Source organism: Bacteroidota bacterium (genome assembly GCA_038746285.1).
Taxonomy (GTDB): domain Bacteria; phylum Bacteroidota; class Rhodothermia; order Rhodothermales; family JANQRZ01; genus JANQRZ01.
Genome location: JBCDKT010000068.1, coordinates 1 through 18,547 on the forward strand (window position 1 = coordinate 1; position 18,547 = coordinate 18,547).

13 protein-coding genes and 1 pseudogene are annotated in these 18,547 nt (G+C 68.8%); 7 read left to right on the plus strand and 7 right to left on the minus strand.

The genetic code is table 11. The annotated features are described in order from the left end of the window. Positions 1–482, plus strand: a 482-nt coding sequence (locus AAGI91_15900; protein ID MEM1044094.1) for a tetratricopeptide repeat protein, incomplete at its 5' end; no start/stop codon positions are given. A gap of 57 nt (positions 483–539) precedes the next feature. On the opposite strand, the gene AAGI91_15905 is transcribed toward AAGI91_15900, so the two are convergent. Then, positions 540–833 (minus strand): hypothetical protein, encoded by a 294-nt coding sequence (locus AAGI91_15905; protein ID MEM1044095.1) that lies wholly within the window; start codon positions 831–833, stop codon positions 540–542. An 81-nt stretch (positions 834–914) separates the two neighbouring features. Here AAGI91_15905 and AAGI91_15910 point away from each other — a divergent pair, with 81 nt between their 5' ends. Next, positions 915–2,813 carry an RNA-binding domain-containing protein gene (locus tag AAGI91_15910; protein ID MEM1044096.1) on the plus strand — a complete coding sequence of 633 codons (1,899 nt, stop codon included), beginning with the start codon at positions 915–917 and terminating at the stop codon, positions 2,811–2,813. A gap of 14 nt (positions 2,814–2,827) precedes the next feature. Here AAGI91_15910 and clpB read toward each other — a convergent pair whose 3' ends face one another. Then, positions 2,828–5,485, minus strand: a complete 2,658-nt coding sequence (gene clpB, locus AAGI91_15915) for an ATP-dependent chaperone ClpB (protein MEM1044097.1) — start codon at positions 5,483–5,485, stop codon at positions 2,828–2,830. Positions 5,486–5,826: 341 nt separating this feature from the next. On the opposite strand from clpB, the gene AAGI91_15920 reads away from it, so the two are divergent. Further along, positions 5,827–6,180, plus strand: a complete 354-nt coding sequence (locus tag AAGI91_15920) for a cupin domain-containing protein (GenBank protein MEM1044098.1) — start codon at positions 5,827–5,829, stop codon at positions 6,178–6,180. 257 nt (positions 6,181–6,437) lie between these two features. Then, positions 6,438–9,923, plus strand: coding sequence for a response regulator (locus AAGI91_15925; protein ID MEM1044099.1), 3,486 nt, complete (start codon positions 6,438–6,440; stop codon positions 9,921–9,923). Here AAGI91_15925 and AAGI91_15930 read toward each other — a convergent pair. After that, positions 9,890–10,630 (minus strand): hypothetical protein, encoded by a 741-nt coding sequence (locus AAGI91_15930; protein ID MEM1044100.1) that lies wholly within the window; start codon positions 10,628–10,630, stop codon positions 9,890–9,892. The two genes, AAGI91_15925 and AAGI91_15930, sit on opposite strands and share 34 nt — an antisense overlap. 229 nt (positions 10,631–10,859) lie before the next feature. On the opposite strand from AAGI91_15930, the gene AAGI91_15935 reads away from it, so the two are divergent. After that, on the plus strand, positions 10,860–11,777 hold the full coding sequence (locus tag AAGI91_15935) for a zinc-dependent peptidase (GenBank protein ID MEM1044101.1): 918 nt from the start codon (positions 10,860–10,862) through the stop codon (positions 11,775–11,777). A 20-nt stretch (positions 11,778–11,797) separates the two neighbouring features. Here the strand turns inward: AAGI91_15935 and AAGI91_15940 are convergent, their stop codons facing one another. From AAGI91_15940 to AAGI91_15955, 4 genes are all read right to left on the minus strand, one after another. Beyond that, positions 11,798–13,774, minus strand: a complete 1,977-nt coding sequence (locus AAGI91_15940) for an FG-GAP-like repeat-containing protein (GenBank protein MEM1044102.1) — start codon at positions 13,772–13,774, stop codon at positions 11,798–11,800. A 72-nt stretch (positions 13,775–13,846) separates the two neighbouring features. After that, a complete protein-coding gene (locus AAGI91_15945; protein MEM1044103.1) occupies positions 13,847–15,364 on the minus strand; it encodes a magnesium chelatase in 1,518 nt (505 codons plus the stop codon). A gap of 110 nt (positions 15,365–15,474) precedes the next feature. After that, positions 15,475–16,548: a hypothetical protein gene (locus AAGI91_15950; GenBank protein MEM1044104.1), complete on the minus strand. Its 1,074-nt coding sequence runs from the start codon at positions 16,546–16,548 to the stop codon at positions 15,475–15,477. A gap of 35 nt (positions 16,549–16,583) precedes the next feature. After that, complete coding sequence (locus AAGI91_15955) at positions 16,584–17,762, minus strand: trypsin-like peptidase domain-containing protein (GenBank protein MEM1044105.1); 1,179 nt, start codon at positions 17,760–17,762, stop codon at positions 16,584–16,586. A gap of 111 nt (positions 17,763–17,873) precedes the next feature. Here AAGI91_15955 and AAGI91_15960 point away from each other — a divergent pair, with 111 nt between their 5' ends. Both AAGI91_15960 and AAGI91_15965 read left to right on the plus strand, forming a co-directional pair. Beyond that, positions 17,874–18,218 (plus strand): hypothetical protein, encoded by a 345-nt coding sequence (locus tag AAGI91_15960; protein MEM1044106.1) that lies wholly within the window; start codon positions 17,874–17,876, stop codon positions 18,216–18,218. Between the two features lie 77 nt (positions 18,219–18,295). Beyond that, positions 18,296–18,547 (plus strand): annotated as a pseudogene (locus AAGI91_15965) (IS1595 family transposase).

Here is an 18,547-nt window from a genome sequence, read left to right on the forward strand (position 1 = left end):
CCGGTCGCGAGGCGTCCACGGCCGAGGGCCTCGTCGAGGTGGCCATGGCGAGCGTCAACCTCGGCGCGCTGCTCAAGGATCAAGAGAACTTCGACGGCGCGCGCACGGCCTGGGAGGCGGCGGTGGCGGTCGGTCGCGAGGCGTCCACGACCGAGGGCCTCGTCGAGGTGGCCATGGCGAACTTCAACCTCGGCGTGCTGCTCGAGGACCAGGGCAACCCCGACGGCGCGCGCACGGCCTACGAGGCGGCGGTGGCGGTCGGTCGCGAGGCGTCCACGGCCGAGGGCCTCGTCCAGGTGGCCAAGGCGAGCGTCAACCTCGGCGTGCTGCTCCAGGACCAAGAGGACCGCGACGGCGCATGCGCGGCTTTCAGAGAAGCGTTTGAGACGGGACGTGCTGCGGGCACACCCGAAGGCGAGGAGGTTGCCACCGCAGCACAACGAGCGCTGGACGTCTTCGACTGCGGTCCGCCTGACGGCTGAGGCCGGGTGCTCGGCCCGTCGCAGCGCGGCCCTCGTTTCTCGATTCCTACACCCTGCCTATGCTTCAGCAGCCGGGGCCGTCACCGCGTCCTCGCTCGGCGCGGCGGCGTCCGTCGTCAGCGTCAGGCCTGAGCCGTCGGGGAGGGCGTCGATCTCGACCGTGTCGCCCTCGCGGACGAACCCGGCCAGCATCTGCTCGGCGAGCTGGTTGGCGATCTCGCGCTGGAGCACGCGCTTCAGGGGCCGCGCCCCGAAGACCGGGTCGTAGCCCTTCCGGGCAGGGCAGCTTCGCTCTCCACGATGGAGTCGGTCCGTACTTTCAGCCGAAACCTGCCGACTCCTATGCAGCACGCTATCGCGGACATTCTCCGCACTAGCGACTACAGCTGACGGCGTCAGCAGCCCGCGTTTGTCCTCACCGAACTCTGCCCTATGACGATCGTCGATCTCCTTGCCCGCCGCGAAGGCATCGACTTCGAGGTCAAGGCTGCCCAGGGGCGGGAAGGCCTCGGCGAGGTCCCACGCTCGGTCTGGGAGACCTACTCCGCGATGGCAAATACGCAGGGCGGCGAGATCGTTCTCGGCGTGAAAGAGTACCCGGACGGCACACTGGACATCCTCGGTCTTGCCCGCCCCGAGCAAGTGCTGAAGTCGTTCTGGGATGAGGCCAACAATCCGAATACAGTCAACCTCAACATCCTCCGCAACCACGACGCGCAGATTGTGGAGGACGGGGGGCGGGCCGTTGTCCACATCTCCGTACCGCGCGCCTCCCGCGAGCAGCGGCCGGTGTACGTCGGCCCGAACCCGCTCACCAGTACCTACCGACGCAACCATGAGGGCGATTACCGCTGTCCTGAGCGCGAAGTCCGCCGGATGATCGCCGACGCCGAGCAGGACCAGCGCGACGCCCGCATCCTCCCTGGCTACACTCTCAATGATCTCGACGCCTCCAGCGTCGTGTCCTACCGCAACGAGTTTCGGTCCGCCAACCCGAACCACGTCTGGCTTACCGAGGACGACCTTGGACTGCTAACGCAACTCGGTGGCTGGCGACGCGACCGCCAGACCGATGAGATGGGCCTCACGCTCGCAGGCGTGCTCATGTTCGGCTCGCTGCGCGCCATCTTGGACGCGCTCCCGGACTACGTCCTCGACTACCGCGAGGTCCCGGAAGACACTCCCCGCCTGCGCTGGGCGGACCGCGTCACCACGGACGGGACATGGTCAGGCAACCTGTACAGCTTCTACCGCCGTGCGTTCGCCCGCCTCACCGACGGCCTCCGGATTCCATTTGTGACGGAGGCTGGGCGGCGCGTGGATGAAACGCCCGTCCACCGGGCGCTCAAAGAGGCCCTCGTCAATGCGTTGATCCACGCGGACTATTCCGCAAGTACACCCATCCTAATCCAGAAGACGCACGGTCTGTTCTCATTTCGCAACCCTGGCTCGCTCCGCATCCCGCCCGGGCGCGTCCGCGCTGGAGGCACGAGCGACTGCCGCAATCGGAACCTCCAGAAGATGTTCCAGATGATCGGCGCGGCAGAGCAGGCAGGCTCCGGTTTCCCAACAATCGTAGGTGCCTGGAAGGATCAACACTGGCGTCCTCCAAGCCTGGTCGAGCGGTTCGAGCCCGAGCACATCACGCTGCGTCTGTCGATGGCAAGCCTGCTACCGGAAGATGTTGTCGCAAGGCTACGTGCTCGTTTTGGTGAAGCGTTCGCCGAACTGAGTGAGGTCGAGCGAACAGCCGTCGTGACTGCAGCCGTCGAGGGGAAAGTCAGCAACGGGCGCCTGCAAGACCTCTATGATCTCCACCCAGCCGCTATCACGGAGATTCTGGGCCGACTCGTAGCGGCAGGCTTCCTCGTTTCTCAAGGCACCAAACGTTGGACTACGTACATCCTCTCGCCAGACCGAACTCCAAACCTGTTTGATACAGAAGAGGAGACCTTTGACACTGATCAAAGCCCGACGGAGAGTGATCAAACCCCGGGCGACACTGATCAAAGCCCGACGGAGAGTGATCAAACCCCGGGCGACACTGATCAGTCCGAAGAACTAGACCTCTCCCCTTACATCCGTGCTGCTGGGAGTGTGCGAAGCTCAGGGTGGGCACCTCCAGAAGCGACGCGCCAAGCGCTCTGGAACGCTCTTGTTGTTGCGCAAGAGCGCAATGAGTACCTCAGCGTGGATAATCTGACGGTTATTCTCAACAGGTCTAAACCATCGATCTACCGCTACTTGAGAGCCTTAAGAGAGAAAATCGAAACACGGTTTGTGGGAGACCGCGCTCCTGGTCAGGGCTACCGTGCTCAGGCGTCGCGCTAGCTATGCTGTAGCTCCTATGCCTCGGCCGCCGGAGCCGTCACGGCGTCCTCACTCGGCGCGGCGGCGTCGGTGGTGAGCGTCAGGCCTGAGCCGTCGGGGAGGGCGTCGATCTCGACCGTGTCGCCCTCGCGGACGAACCCGTCCAGCATCTGCTCGGCGAGTTGGTTGGCGATCTCGCGCTGGAGCACGCGCTTGAGCGGGCGCGCCCCGAAGACGGGGTCGTAGCCCTTGCGGGCGAGGTAGTCCCGCGCCGCGTCCGTCAGCGTGAGGTCGATCCCGCTCTTGGCAGCGAGGCGGCGGAGGTTCTCGAACTGGATCCCGACGATGTGGCCGATCTCGACCCGCCCGAGCGGCTGGAAGACAATCGTCTCATCGATCCGGTTGAGGAACTCCGGCCGGAGCGTCTGCTTGAGCAGGTTCTGCATGTCGGTCTGCAGGCCCTCCGCCTGCTCGTCGGTGAACGGCTCGTCGCCCGCCAGTTCCATCCGGCGCTTGATGAGGTCCGAGCCGAGGTTGCTCGTCATAATCACGATGGTGTTCGTGAAGTCGACCGTGCGGCCCTGGTTGTCGGTCAGCCGCCCGTCGTCGAGGACTTGCAGGAGGACGTTGAAGACCTCGGGGTGGGCCTTCTCGAACTCGTCGAGGAGGACGACCGAGTAGGGGCGCCGGCGGACGGCCTCGGTGAGCTGCCCGCCCTCGTCATACCCCACATACCCCGGAGGTGCGCCGATGAGCCGCGAGACGGCGTGGCGCTCCTGGTACTCCGACATGTCGATGCGGACGACGGCACCCTCGTCGTCGAAGAGCTGCTCGGCGAGGGCTTTGGCGAGTTCGGTCTTGCCGACGCCCGTCGTGCCGAGGAAGATGAACGAGCCGATGGGGCGGCTTGCCTCCTGGAGTCCGGCGCGGCCCCGGCGGACGGCGTTCGAGACGGCCGCCACGGCGTCGGACTGGCCGATCACGCGGCGCTCCAGGTCACGCTCCATCCCGAGGAGTTTTTCCTTCTCCGCCTCCAGCATCTTCGCCACCGGAATGCCCGTGGCGCGGCTGACGACCTCGGCGATGTCCGAAGCCCCGACCTCTTCCTTGAGGAGCGCGCCGCCCGCCTGAAGCTCGTCGAGCCGAGCATTCGTCGCCTCGATCTGCGCTTCCAGGCCGGGGACCTGGCCGTAGCGGATCTCGGCGACGCGGCCGAAGTCGCCCTGGCGCTCGAGCTCCTCGGCTTCGACGCGGAGGCGGTCGATCCCTTCCTTCGCCGCCTGCACGGCCTCGATGAGTGCCTTCTCCTGCTCCCACCGGGCGCGGAGGCGGTCGCGCTCCTCTTCGAGGTTGGCCAGCTCCTCGGTGATGACCTCGACTTGTGCGTCGTCGCCCTCGCGCTTGACGGCCTCGCGCGCGATCTCGCGCTGGCGGATCTCGCGCTCTAGCTGGTCGAGTTCTTCCGGCATCGAGTCGATCTCGATGCGGAGGCGGGAAGCGGCCTCGTCGACCAGGTCGATGGCCTTGTCCGGGAGGAAGCGGTTGGTGACGTAGCGGTCCGAGAGCTCGGCCGCAGCGACGATTGCGCCGTCGGTGATGCGGACGCCGTGGTGCATCTCGTAGCGGTCCTTGATGCCGCGCAGGATGCCGACTGTGTCCTCGACCGACGGCTCGCCGACGAGGACCATCTGGAAGCGGCGCTCGAGCGCCTTGTCCTTCTCGAAGTACTTGCGGAACTCGTCGAGCGTCGTCGCGCCAATCGCGCGGAGGTCGCCGCGGGCGAGGGCAGGCTTGAGGATGTTGGCCGCGTCCATCGCCCCCTCGGCCGCGCCGGCCCCGACGAGCGTGTGGAGTTCGTCGATGAAGAGGATCACCTCGCCGTCCGAGTCGGCGACCTCTTTGACGACGGCCTTGAGCCGGTCCTCAAACTCGCCGCGGTACTTCGCGCCCGCAATCAGCGCGCCCATGTCGAGCGCGAGGAGGCGCTTCGACTTGAGACCCTCGGGCACGTCGCCCTGGACGATGCGGATCGCCAGCCCCTCGGCAATCGCGGTCTTGCCAACGCCCGGCTCGCCGACGAGGACGGGGTTGTTTTTGGTCCGGCGGCTGAGGATCTGGAGGACGCGGCGGATCTCCTCGTCGCGCCCGATGACAGGGTCGATCTTGCCCTTGCGCGCCGCCTCGCCGAGGTCGCGGGCGTAGCGGTTGAGGGCCTCGTACTTGGCCTCGGCGTAGGGGTCGGTGACGCGCTGGCCGCCGCGCATGGCCTGCATCGCTTCGAGGACGCGCTCCTTCGTCACGTTCTGCTCGGCGAGGGCCTGCCCGATGGCAGTGCTGCTCTCAGCCATCGCCAGGAGCAGGTGCTCGGTGGCGACGTACGCGTCGCCGAGCGCCTCGGCTTCGCTGAGCGCCCGGTCGAAGACGGTGTTGAGGTCGTTGCCGACGTACTGCCCGCCGACGCTCGCACCCGAGACTTTGGGGAGCATGCCGAGGGCACCCTCGGTCTTGGCGGCGATGAAGTCGAGGTTGGCGCTCAGGCGCGAGAGGAGGGTCCGCACGACGGAGCCCTCGTCGGCGAGAAAGGCTTTCATCAGGTGCGGCGGCTCGAGGCCCTGGTGGTTCAGGCTGGCGGCCAGGTCGAGCGCGGCCTGCACGGCCTCCTGCGCCTTGACAGTAAACTTCTGGAGGTTCATTTCGAGTGTCGAATGGCGAGCTTGGAGTGGCGAACGGGACCCGCTGCCCCTTCGAAATCTGTACCACCTCACAGGCGTCTGTCACGGTGGCAGAGGGGGGTGCGCCTGCGGCGCGGGATGCGAGGAGAGGAAGGAATGGAAGGACGATGAGGAAGGTGGGAAGGGAACGGGCGAGAGGGCGGCCGCGAGGGATCGCCCCTGCGGGTGCCGGCGCGCGGACCGCTGCTTGTGCCCTCCTCCCATGCTCTCCATTCCCCCCGCGCCGTTCTATCCACCGAAACCGCCCCGCCGCTCCGCCATTGAACCCGCTCACCTCTTTCATCATCCTCTCCTTGCTTCCCATGTCCGACACCTCCGTTAAGAAAGTCGACTCCGCCCACTCGCCGACCGGCGACCTCGGCCAGGCCTACCTCGTCTCCGGCACCCGCATGGCGATGCGCCTGTGGGAGATCGGCCCCACCGACGGCATCGGGGCGCACACGCGGCCGTACGAGACCGTCGGCTACGTGATCGAGGGCAAGGCCGAACTGCACCTGGGCGAGCAGGTGGTGACGCTCGCGCCCGGCGACTCGTGGCTCGTCCCCGAAGGCGCGGAGCACCACTACGTCGTCCACGAGCACCTCAAGGCAGTCGAGGCGACAGCGCCGCCTGCGCCGGAGGCGGCCGATGTGTCGGAGGCGGCTGATCGTAAGTAGCCGTACGTGGTGGCGCTGACGGCGAACGCGATGCGGGGGAACGCGAGCGTTGCCTGAACGCGGGGGCGGACGACTACCTGGCCAAGCCCGTCGACCGGCAGGCGCTGAGGCAGGCGTTGGAGCAGCACACCGCCGAGGCACCCGGGTGACCAGCGGCACCGGCTGGAGAAGGTAAACGGGAGCCGCGCCCGGAGGTCTCTTAGCAGGGTGCGCGGGGTACCGATAACGGGGGCTGTGTTCCCTATCGTTTTCTGTCCGTGCCTGATCTCTCACCCCGCTCGCTCCGCCGACGGCTGACGCTGCGCTACGTCCTAGCCCTGACCGCGGTCGCGGTGCTCGTCCTGGCCGGCCAGGTGCTCGTTCAGTTGTCTCTGCACGACCAAGCGGCCGACGGGCGCGAGGTCAACCTCGCCGGGCGGCAGCGGATGCTCAGTCAGCGCATCGCCAAGCACGCCCTGGCCGCGGTCTCCGGCATGGACCGCGACCGGCACCTGGCCGCGCTTGACACCGACGTCCAGGAATGGCAGCGGGTCCACCGAGACCTGCTCCGCGGCAGCGACGCGCTCGGCCTGCTCGGTCTGGCGAGTGCGCCGATCTACGCCTCGCTCGACTCGCTCTCCGGCACGGTCGAGGACGCGGGGGCGGCGGCGCAGACACTGCGGACTGCCGTCTTGCGGGACGACGACGAGGCCGCGCAGCAAGCCCTGGCCGCGCTGCTCAGCGCGGAGCAGACCTTCCTCACAGCCATGGACCGGGTCGTCTTTGCCCTCGATGCCGACTCCCGCTCCGCTGTCGCCTGGCTGCGATGGGTCGAGGGCGCAATGTTGCTGGTCACCCTCCTTGTCCTCTTTTTCGAGGCGCGGTTCGTGTTCCGCCCGGCGGTTCGGTGGACGGCCGAATCGGTGGCCAAGCTCGCCGAGCAGCGTGAGCTGCTCCGCACGATCTTCAACCACGCGCCGGACCCGATCTTCGCCATCGACCGCGAGGAGCGGTACGTGATGTCGAGCCATGCCCACGCCCACATTCTAGGCTTCGAGGACCCCGAGCAGGTCCTCGGCCTGACGGTGTTCGACATAATGCCGGCCGAGGTCGCCGAGGCGATCTCAGAGGCCGACCGGAGCGTGATGGAGACCGGCGAGCCGACACTCGGCAACGAACTCGAGGTGTCGCTGCAAGGGCAGAGCCGCTGGGTCGTCGTGTCCTGCGTCCCTCTCCGCGATGACACCGACGCCGTGGTGGGCTTGGTGGGCATCGTCCGCGACATCACCGAGGCCAAGCAGCGCGAGCAGGAGATCGCCGAGAAGGAGGCACTGCTCCGCACGATCATCGACGCCGTCCCGGACCCCATCTTTGCCAAGGACCGCGAGGGGCGGTGCATCGCGCGCAACCTCGCCGACGCCCACCTCATCGGCTACGACAGCGTCGAGCCCACCCTCGGCCTGACCGTCTTCGATGCCGTCCCCGAGCCCGTCGCCGAGAGGCTGTGGGAGGCCGACCTCCAGGTGATGGAGCGTGGCGAGCCCCAGATCGACCGCGAGACCCACCTCGCCTTCGACGGCAACGACCGGTGGGTGCTCTCGTCCAAGATTCCGCTCCGCGGCGAAGACGGCGAGGTCGTCGGGATGGTTGGCGTCATGCGCGACATCACCGAGCAGAAGCAGGCCGAGGTCCGCCTCCGCGAGGCCAAAGAGAAGGCCGAGCAGGCCACGCGCGCCAAGAGCGAGTTCCTGGCCACGATGAGCCACGAGATCCGCACCCCCATGAACGGCGTCATCGGCATGACCTCGCTGCTCCTGGACACCGACCTGGACGCCGAGCAGCAGGACTTCGTCGAGACGATCCGCACCTCCGGCGACGCGCTGCTGACGCTCATCAACGACATCCTCGACTTCTCCAAGGTCGAGGCCGGCCACCTCGACCTGGAGATCCATCCCTTCGACCTCCGCACGGTCGTCGAGGAGGCGCTGGACCTGGCCGCGCCGAAGGCGGCCGAGAAGGGCATCGCGCTGGCCTACCTGATCGAGGATGGCACGCCGGGGGCGGTCGAGGGCGACGCGGCCAGGCTGCGCCAGGTGCTGGTGAACCTGGTCGGCAACGCGGTCAAGTTCACGGCCGAGGGGAGCGTCTTCGTCCGGGTCGCGGCCGTCCCCCTGGACCCGGACGCCGGGACGCGGTGCGTGCTCCATGTGGCGGTCGAGGACACGGGGATCGGGATCGCCGAGGACAAGCTGGAGCAGGTTTTCGAGAGCTTCAGCCAGGCCGACGCCTCGACGACGCGCCAGCACGGCGGCACGGGCCTGGGGCTGACGATCAGCCGCCGCCTGGTGGAGCTGATGGGGGGACGGATCGGGGTCGAGAGCGAACTCGGTGTCGGCTCCACGTTCCGCTTCAGCGTCAACGTGGCCGCGGCGGCGAGCACGAAGCGCGTCTTCCTGCGCGCCGAGCCGCCGGAGCTCTCGGGCCGGCGCGTGCTGATCGTGGACGACAACGCGGTCAACCGCCGCATCCTCGGGCGCTTCGCCGAGCGCTGGGGAATGCCCGCTGCGGTGGCCGGCTCCGGGGCCGAGGCGCTGCGCCTGGCGTCGGAGGCTGCCGACCGTGGGCAGCCGTTCGAGGTGGTGCTGTTGGACATGCAGATGCCCGAGATGGACGGCCTCGCGGTGGCCGAGGCGCTCGCCCGGACCGCCCCCCGGCCGGTCGTCGTGATGCTGACCTCGATCCACCGCGACAGCGCGCTCGCGCAAGAGGGCACCCTCGACGCGGTGCTCTACAAGCCGATCAAGCCCGGCCGGCTCTACGACACCCTGATCGGCGTCTTCGAGCAGAGCGAGGCCCCCGCCGCGACGCTGGCCGTGCCGGAGGCTGCGCCCGTCGAGGCCGAGGCGGCCGGTGCCGAGGAACCGTCGTCGCTGCGGATCCTCCTGGCCGAGGACAACGTGGTCAACCAGAAGGTGGCGCTGCGCATGCTCGAGCGCCTGGGCTACCGCGCCGACGTGGCCGCCAACGGGGCCGAGGCGCTGGCGGCGCTGCGCCTGCACTGCGAGGCGGGTCAGCCGTACGAGGTGGTGCTGATGGACGTGCAGATGCCGGAGATGGACGGGCTTGAGGCGACGCGCCGGGTGCGCGCGGAGCTGAGGCACCAGCCGTACATCGTGGCGCTGACGGCCAACGCGATGCAGGGGGACCGGGAGCGCTGCCTCAACGCGGGGGCGGACGACTACCTGGCCAAGCCCGTCGACGTCCAGGCGCTGAGGCAGGCGTTGGAGCAGCGCACCGTCGAGGTGCCCGACGCCTCGGAGGCTGCCCCGGCGGTCTCTAGCGCCGAGGTGAGCAAGGTCCGCGCGGCCGTCGCCGCCCAGATCGGCGACGACGACCCGGAGTTTGTCCGCGAGATCACGAGCAGCTACCTCGAAAGCACCGAGTCGCTGCTGAACCTGGCGCGCGCGAGCCTCTACGCCAACGACATCGCGGCGGCCGTCCGGGCCGCGCACACGCTGAAGTCGAGCAGCGCGCAACTCGGGTTCGAGGACCTGGCCGAGCAGTCGGCCACGCTGGAGGAAGACATCCAGAACGCGCGCCTGGCCGAAGCCGCCAGCGGGCTGCGCACAGTCGAAGACGAGTTCGCGCGCGTCCGCCCGCTCGTGCAGGCGCTGCTCCGGGAGCTACCCGGTGCGGAGGGCGACACGGACGGGCCGCCCCCCGGCGGGGCTCACTTCCCGAACTGGATCACCAAGCCGAGCTGAGGCCGCAGCAGGTTCGTCTCCGACTCCCGGATGACCCCGACGCGTCCATCCTCGGTCGGGACGCCGTCCAGCACGTAGCGCGCCTGCTCGCCGAAGAGATACCGGGCTCCGACCTCGAGAAATGCCTCGAACGGCGTCCCGTTGTCGTCTCCGTCGGCGAGGCGGATCAGGAGGCCCGCTCCGGCACCGTAGCTCAGCGCGAAGTCGTCGAGGACGGTCGAGGAGGTGACGTTGCGCCCCACGACGGCGTCGCTGCCGAGGTCGAGCAGGTCGCCCCCGTCGACGAGGAAGACCTCCTGCTCGGAGCGCACGCGGGTCCTGAAGTAGTTGAAGCCGCCGAGCGCGTCGATGTAGGGCCGGACCGCCCCGCCGTTGGGGACGAGCCGGAGGACGCCGTAGAGGTGCGAGATGCGGTTCGTGGTCTCGACCTCGCCGAGGAACGCGCTCTGCCCATCGATCTGGGCCGGGAGCGGTTGGGCCTGCTGGCCGTAGGTCAGGACGCCGCCGTCGAGCCCGACCGCAACGGGTACCACTCCGGCGTGGAACAGCACCTGTCCTGACACGCCGATGCCGACGTCGTCGAGTTGCTCCTCGAAGTCGTCGAAGGGCACGCCGCCTTCGACGGAGAGGCCGAGGTAGGTGGACTGCGCGGCAGCGGGCGCGGAGAGAAGAAGGACTGCGACGAAGAAGCAGAGGAAGCGAGGCATAGGACACAAAGGGAAAATGGGAAGGGACTAGAGAAACGCTGTGCCCTCCGTCCGGTTGCTGTATCTCGGCGGCGCACCCGCTTGTGCGCCGTCGTCCTACAGGCCCGTGCGCCAGACCTCGACGGTGCGCCGCGCCACTTCTACCCTCGCGCCCGATCGGCACGCGCCACAGGCGCGCTGCGACTCCTCGGCAACCGATGCCGTGCGAGAGCCGTACCGCGTCTTCGTTATGCGTATTGCTCATCCCTCCGCTGTCGGCTTCTACCTCGTGCTCGCGCTGATCCTCGGCGGCGGCGTGGCGGCGGTCGCGGTGATGGCCGAGGCGCTGCCGCTGTGGACGGCGTGGCTCGGGCTGGTCGCCTTCGCCCTCCCGCTGCTGCTCGGGCTGCGCGGACCGGGGCGGCGGTGGCGCGCCGCGCAGCGCCCGTTCCCACCCGCGTGGCGCACCTGGCTGCGCAACCACGTCCCGCTCTACGCCCGCGCCGACGAGCCCGACCGCACGCGCTTCGAGCGCGACGTGCAACTCGTCCTCGCCGAGTCCCGCTTCGAGGGGGTCGGCGGCGTCGAGGTCACGGACACCCTGCGTCTCAGCGTCGCGGCGGGGGCCGCGCTCCTGCTCCACGGACGGCCCGACTGGGAGTTGTCGCTCGACCGGACGTTCCTCCTCTACCCCGGTCACTTCGGGGACGACTACACGGCCCTCGAGCCAGCCTACGACGGGATGGTCCACCCGCAGGGACCGGTCATCCTGTCGGCCTCGGCCGTCGAAAAAAGCTGGGCGCGCATGGACGGCTCGAACGTCGTCCTGCACGAGCTGGCGCACCTGTTCGACTTCGACGACCTCGACGCCGATGGCGTCCCCTCGCTCGTCGACCCGGGCTCGGTCGACGGCTGGCTGGACCTGGTCCGGCGCGAGACGGCGCTCATCCGGCGCGGCCAGTCGATGCTCCGGCGCTACGCCGCCACGAACGCCGCCGAGTTCTTCGCCGTGGCGACCGAGGTGTTCTTCGAGCGCCCCACTGGGATGGCGCGGCGGCACCCCGAGCTGTTCGAGACGATGGCGGCCCTCTACGCCCTCGACCCGCGCCCACCGGAGGGCACGGAGCCGCCGCCGACCGAGTCGCTCATGGCCCGCCGCTGGCGCTGAGGCCTAGCCGGGACTGCCGTTCAGCGCACCGCCCGCACCAGCCGGGTCGAGGCCTGCCCGCCGCGGCTCCCCGATACGCGCACGACGTAGACACCCGCACCGAAGTCGCTCACGTCTAGCCGCTCCGCGTGCTGCCCGGCTCCCCGCGGCCCAAGGTCCAGGCTCCGCACCTGGCGGCCGAGGGCGTCGAAGACCTCCAGCACCAGCGTCTGCGCCACGGGTAGGTCGACCTGCACCGTAGGGACGCCGCGTGCCGGGTTCGGCCACACCTCGACGGTCAGCGCTGCCCGCTCCGGCACCGACTCGCTCGCCACATCCGGGTTGTTGGTGAAGCCGAACGCGCCCAGGCTTGTCCGCGGCGTGTACCCGTCCGTCGCCACGACCGCCCACCGGTACGTCCCCTCGGTCACGAGCGCCGAGGCTGCCACCGTCAGCGTCGGCTCCGTCGTCTCGAACGTCTGGTCGGTCCCGTCGGGTGCGGCGAGGTAGACGGTGTAGCTCACCGCCTCGCCCTCTGGATCCGTCGCTGCCTCCCACGCCAGCGTCACCGCCTCGCCGAGCGGAACAACAGCCTCGTCCGCCGGACTCGTCAGGCCGAACATCGCCGGCGGCTGGTTGAGGCCAAGGCCCTCGACGACCGTGATGCGCTGGTTGGCCGCTACGCCCATGATGGTCTCGACGGCCCCGCTCGGCCAGCGGACGGTGATGTCGGCGCTGGTGGCGGTACCGAGGCCGAAGTGGGCGTGGAGGCCGTGGCTCTGCGACACGAAGCCACCGCCGGCCGTGATTTCGCGGACCATCTGGAGGTTGCCGGCGGTGACCTCGACGCGGGCGCCGATGCCGTCGCGGTTGGAGGCGGTGCCGGTGAGGTCGACCGAGAGCCAGCCGTTCGTGCCACCGTCGTTGTAGAACAGCAGATCGGGGACGTAGAGGTCCGGCCAGCCGTCACGGTCCACGTCGCCGGAGGTGACTTCCACTCCGTTGAGAGTCGGCAGGCCAGACTCTGCGGTGATGTCAGAGAAGGTGCCGTCTGCATTGTTACGGTAAAGCCGCGAGGGCCCCGGCTGGTTGGCGACGAAGAGGTCCTGCCAGCCATCGTTGTCGAAGTCTGCGACCGTCGCGTTCCAACCGGACTCATCAGCCGGCCCGGCGACGCCCGCGGCGGCGGCCACATCCGTGAATGTGCCGTCTCCGTTGTTGCGGAAGAGCCCGTTCGATCCGTCGCTGCTCTGCGAGGTCGGCATGTTGGCGACGAAGAGGTCGAGCCAGCCGTCGTTGTCGAAGTCGAACCAGACGACGCCCCAGCTTGCTCGCGCGTCGGCCACGTCGGCCGAGAGAGCAACTTCGCTGAAAACTCCGTTGTCGTTTCGGTACAGGAGGTTCTCCAGCACCCCGAAGCACAGCCCGACGTAAACGTCATCGTCGCCGTCACGGTCATAGTCGGCGGCCATCATCCCGTAGTCTCCTCGCTCGATCTGAGGCATCGTCTCGTCGCTGACGTCGGTGAACGTCCCGTCACCGTCGCCGCGGAACAGGATGTCCACACCCCCGTCGTTCCCGATGAGGGCGTCGAGCGCGCCGTCCCGGTCGTAGTCGAAGAGGATGGACCCCTGCGTCAGCGAGAGGTCGGGGCCGGTAGAAATGCCCCCGTCGAGTGGTCTGAGCGATTCTCGGGCGAGGTCGTACGCATCGATGAACGGGGCGAATCCATCCAGGACGAATGCTTCCGGCCGGCCGTCGTTGTCTACGTCCCCGAACACAGAGCCGATCGGGACATTCCCCCTGAGCGGAATCACCGAGAAGCCTTCGTCTCGCCGGAGGTATATCTCCCTCGGTCCGGCTAGGTCGAAGCGCCCATCGTTATCAATGTCGGCAACGGCAGCCCCGTCGCCGTTGGGCTGAGACGAAGCCGGGAGTAGGTCCGAGACGTCGGTGAAGGTCTGCCCGTGAACGGCGAGGGGAGAGCAGAGGGCGGCAAAGCAAAGGAGCAGGCGCATAGCGAGAGCAGGTAAGGTCTGCCTCAATTAAAGGCCACACTCCCGCCTCGCGCAAGGGCATTCGCCGGTTCCCTAGCCGCCGTAGCGGCGGCGGTAGTCCTCGAAGTCGTCGTCATCGTCGTCGAAGCCGCCGATCGAGCCGAGGACGGAGCCCATGATGTCGGCGTAGGTCAGGTCCGTATCCACGCGGTCCTTGCCGACGAGCGAGTGCTGGTGCAGCGCCTCGACGACGAACTCCATCGCGCTCGCGGTCTCGGCCGGGCCGTCCGGGCTGGAGTGCTTCTTGACGATCTCGCGCAGGCCGTCCACGGCGTCGAGCCGCTTCGCGTACGCGTCGAACCCTAGCTCGGGGGCAAGGTCGAGCGTGTTGCCCTTCGAGAACCAGCCGAGGATCTTCTGGTAGGTCTGCCGCCCGGCCTCCTTGTCCGACGGGTCGGGGAAGTAGCGCTTGAAGAGCGTCGAGACCGCCTTACCGATGAGGAGCTGGGCGACGCTCTGCGCGCCCTCCTGCTCGCCCTCGTAGACGAGCTCGACCTTGCCCGTGATCGCGGGCTCGACGGCGGCGAGGTCGCCGATGCGGAGGGTCGTCTCGGCCTCGCCCGCGAGGAGGGCGCGGCGCTCGGCGGCGGAGATGAGGTCCTCGAGCCCGGCCCGCGTCAGGCGCGCCGAGACGCCGGACTTCTGGTCGATGTACTCGCTCTCGCGGGCCTCGAAGGCGATCTGCTCGACGATCTCGCGGAAGTAGTGCGGAATGTGGACGCGCACCTCTTCGCCGCGCTCTTGCCACGCCTCCTGCTCGGTGATCGCCACCCCGATCTCGACCGTCTTCGGGTAGTGGGTGATGATCTGGCTGTCGATCCGGTCCTTGAGCGGGGTGATAATGTTGCCGCGGTTGGTGTAGTCCTCGGGGTTGGCTGTGAAGACGAAGGCGAGGTCGAGCGGGATGCGGACGTTGAAGCCGCGGATCTGGATGTCGCGTTCCTCCATGATGTTGAGCAGCCCGACCTGGATGCGCGGCTGGAGGTCGGGCAGCTCGTTGATCGCGAACAGCCCGCGGTTGGTGCGCGGGATGATGCCGAAGTGGATCACCTCCTCGTCGGCGTAGGTCAGCTTCTGGGTCGCGGCCTTGATCGGGTCGATGTCGCCGATGAGGTCGGCGATCGAGGTGTCGGGCGTGGCGAGCTTCTCGCCGTAGCGGGCGCTGCGCGGGAGCCACGCGACGGGCGTCTCGTCGCCATGCTCAGCGACGCGCTCGCGGGCGTACTTCGAGACCGGGTCGAGCGGGTCGTCGTTGACCTCGGAGCCCTCGACGACCGGCAGCCATTCGTCCATCAGCCCGGTCAGCAGGCGGACGATCCGGCTCTTGGCCTGGCCGCGCAGGCCGAGCAGGATCACGTCGTGCCGGGCGAGGATCGCGTTCTGGAGCTGGGGGATCACGCTCCGGTCGTAGCCCATGATGCCGGGGAAGACCTCCTCGCCCGCCCGCAGCTTAGCGATCAGGTTGGCGCGCAGTTCGTCCTTGACCGAACGGCTCCGGTAGCCGGAGGCTTTGAGCGCGCCGAGGGTGGAGATGTCGGGAGGGGCGGTCATAGGAGAGGGGATTCGTAGAGCGAGACAGAAGGGGCTCCGTACCACGCGAGGCGCACGGGGCTGTTCCACACCAGGGCTCAGCACAGCCGCGCCCCCACGAAGGTCTTGTGCTACGGACGCGATGCAAACGGCTCGCCGGGTGTCCACCGCAAGAACGTCAGGCCCGGGCGCGGCTTGGTCGTCAGCACGATGAACTCGACGCCGCCGTCGACGCGGCGCACGGCGAGGTCGACGGGGAGGAAGCTCCTGTCGAGGACGGGGTCGGGCTGGACTAGGGCGCGCTCCAGGAGCAGGCGCGCCGGTCCCGGGCCGGGGTCGCGGCGGAAGACGTCGACCCGTGCCCAGCCGGGGCGGGCGTTGAGGACGAAGAGCCGGTCGCCGAGGGCGGCGGCGGCGGGCGAGAGGAGGGGCGGCTCGCCGACCTCGCCCTCGGCCCAGAGCCGGCTGCGCTCGAGTTGCGGCGAGTCGAACCCGGCGAGGACGAGCGTGTCGAGCGTCGCCCCGCTCAGTGTGGCAGGGGTGAGCACGTCCACGACGGGCCGGTAGCCGGAGAGCACGAGGAGCGAGTCGCCCCACGGCCGCAGGAAGCCGAGGTGCCGCCAGTAGGGTCCGTCGAGGCCGTAGCGCGCCCGCTCGGTCCCGCCGCGGTCGAACTGGTAGAGCTGCGCGGCCTCACCTTCGGCGGCGGTTTTGTAGAACACCCCGCCCTCGGTCAGGAGCGCGTTCCCGTTGCGCGCCTCGGGGACCTCGAGCTGCTGCACCGAACGGTCGCCCACGACGAGGTCGACTCGGTGCGTGCCCCGGTTGAGGACGGCGACCGTGTCGCCGCGCGTGCCGGCCAGGAACGGGAAGCTGAAGTCGCCCTCGACAGTGCGCGCGTAGCCGCCCTCGGCGTCGAAGTGTACGAGCGCTCCGCGACGCGTCGCGGCGACCACAATCCCGTCGTCGGTGAGCGCGAAGCTGGTCGGGTACTCCAGCCCAGCCTCGGGCGGGGCCTCGACCCGGCGGACGAACGTGAGCGTGTCGACCGGCGCGTCCGCCGCGATCTGCCGCGAGAGCGAGTCCGGCGGGAAGAGCGACCGGTCCAGCTCCCGCTGGCTCGACGGGAGGCAGCCGACGAGAAGAGCGGAAGCGAGGAGGAGCGGAAGAGCGGAGGACGCCAGGCGGCATGGTCGTGCGTGCATTCTTCCGCTCCTCCGCTCTTTCATTCCTCCGCCCCTCACGCGCCCCCCGTCAGCAGCATCGGCATCTCGCGCTCGGTGCCGTCGCGGAGGACGCGGAGCATCACCGTCTCGCCGGGGCGGCGGCTGCGCAGCAGCGCGCTCGCCGTGTTCGAGTCGGTCACGTCCTGGTCGTCGATCTCGAGGATCACGTCGTAGGGCAGGACGCCGGCGTCGGCGGCGGGCGAGCCGGTGTCCACGCTGATGACGAGGAGCCCCTCGCTCACGCTGAGGCCGAGCATCTTGGCGGCGCGGGCGTTGAGGGCGCGCACGTTGAGGCCGGGCGGCGCGGGCCGCGCCACCGTCCCGGTCGTCTGGATCTCCTCTACGGTCCGGCGGACCCGCCACGCGGGCGTCGCAAACCCAATCCCAACCGACCCACCCGACTGCGAGAAGATGAACGTGTTGACCCCGATCACCTCGCCGAGCGCGTTGACGAGCGGCCCGCCCGAGTTGCCCCGGTTGATCGAGGCGTCGGTCTGGATCATGTCGCGGAAGACGCGGCCCTCCTGCGGCGCGAAGTCCCGCCCGACGGCACTCACGACCCCGACCGTCACCGTCGGCTCGGCGGCTTCGAAGAGGCCGAACGGGTTGCCGAGCGCGATCGCCCACTCGCCGACGTAGACGTCCTCGCTCTGAGAGAACGCGAGGTACGGCAGTGGCTGAGTCGGCTCGACCTTCACGAGCGCGAGGTCGCTCTCGGGGTCGGTCCCGACGAGGCGGCCGTCGAACTCGCGCCCGTCGGGGAGGCTGACGGTGATCCGGGCGGCGTTGCCCGCGACGTGGTCGTTCGTGACGATGTAGCCGTCGGGCGAAATGACGAACCCGCTGCCCAGCCCCTGAACCTGCCGCTGCTGCACCCGGCTCCGGCGCTGCCCGAAGAAGTACTCGTAGAACGGGTCGCCTGCAAACGGGTCGCGGACCCGCACCTGCCGCACCTCGATGACGTTGATTGAGACGACGGCCGGGGCGACGTTCTCGACGGCCCGCGTGATGGCCGTCTGCCGGCTCGCGAAGATCCCGTCGGTGACGACGCCGTCGCTCTCGGGCATGTCGACGCGCTGCGGCGGCGGCATGTCCCCGGCCTCCTGCGACTGCGCCGGCTGCTGGCACCCGACCCCCACGAGCAGGACCGCGACGAGAAGCGTACTTTTCAGAAACGGTGAAGGCGTGGGCATAGCACGGGCGGGTTGCAACAGAGAGGGCGGCAGCACGTCCGCTATACGGTGGCTTCTCCGGTCAGTTTCTACCCCGGACCTCGCCGGTCCTCCAACCTCGCTCGCTGGTCCATGCTACGCCTTCCCTTCACCCTCCCCGAAGACGGCCTCCGCGAAATCAAGGGCTTCGTCTCGCTCGACCTCGAGTTCGTCGTGCTCGAAGTCGAAACTGCCATCGCGGGTATCCTGGGCAAGGAGGAGACCACGATCAAGGTCGCGCCGAGCGCGCTCGACGACGCGTGGCTCAAGACGGGCCTCGTGCGCGACAGGCTCTGCCTCGCCCCGAGCAAGGTGGACCTCCTCAAAGCCGTCCCCGGCGACCACGCCCGCGAGATCGCCCTCCGCATCCCGCGCAAGTACCGCCTCGACACCGAGGACCTCGTCGACGAACTGAGCCGCCGCATCGATGCGGCCTAGCCCTCTGGCAAGTTGAGCCTGGCAGGCTTTCTACTTGGGGCTGTACTAGGTGACGGTCTGTTGGCTTAGTCTCCACTATGACCCGACGACGGAGCAGACTCCCACCCACAACCCAGCGGCGGCTCATCGAGCACTTCGTCGCGGGCACCACGGCGCGCACCGCCGCGCAGCTCGTCGGCGTCAACAAGTCGTCGGCGTCAACAAGAACACCGCCGCGCTCTACTTCCACAAGCTCCGCGAGGCCATCACCGAACACCTTGCCGACGAAGGCCCCTTCGATGGCGAAGTCGAGATCGACGAGTCGTACTTCGGAGGCTACCGCAAAGGCA

Bases quoted from the DNA above. Each gene is read 5' to 3' on its own strand.
- AAGI91_15945 (MEM1044103.1), bottom strand. From the start codon at position 15,364: ATGACCGCCCCTCCCGACATCTCCACCCTCGGCGCGCTCAAAGCCTCC.
- AAGI91_15910 (MEM1044096.1), top strand. From the start codon at position 915: ATGACGATCGTCGATCTCCTTGCCCGCCGCGAAGGCATCGACTTCGAG.
- clpB (MEM1044097.1), bottom strand. From the start codon at position 5,485: ATGAACCTCCAGAAGTTTACTGTCAAGGCGCAGGAGGCCGTGCAGGCC.
- AAGI91_15940 (MEM1044102.1), bottom strand. From the start codon at position 13,774: ATGCGCCTGCTCCTTTGCTTTGCCGCCCTCTGCTCTCCCCTCGCCGTT.
- AAGI91_15930 (MEM1044100.1), bottom strand. From the start codon at position 10,630: ATGCCTCGCTTCCTCTGCTTCTTCGTCGCAGTCCTTCTTCTCTCCGCG.
- AAGI91_15960 (MEM1044106.1), top strand. From the start codon at position 17,874: ATGCTACGCCTTCCCTTCACCCTCCCCGAAGACGGCCTCCGCGAAATC.
- AAGI91_15950 (MEM1044104.1), bottom strand. From the start codon at position 16,548: ATGCACGCACGACCATGCCGCCTGGCGTCCTCCGCTCTTCCGCTCCTC.
- AAGI91_15920 (MEM1044098.1), top strand. From the start codon at position 5,827: ATGTCCGACACCTCCGTTAAGAAAGTCGACTCCGCCCACTCGCCGACC.
- AAGI91_15955 (MEM1044105.1), bottom strand. From the start codon at position 17,762: ATGCCCACGCCTTCACCGTTTCTGAAAAGTACGCTTCTCGTCGCGGTC.
- AAGI91_15935 (MEM1044101.1), top strand. From the start codon at position 10,860: ATGCGTATTGCTCATCCCTCCGCTGTCGGCTTCTACCTCGTGCTCGCG.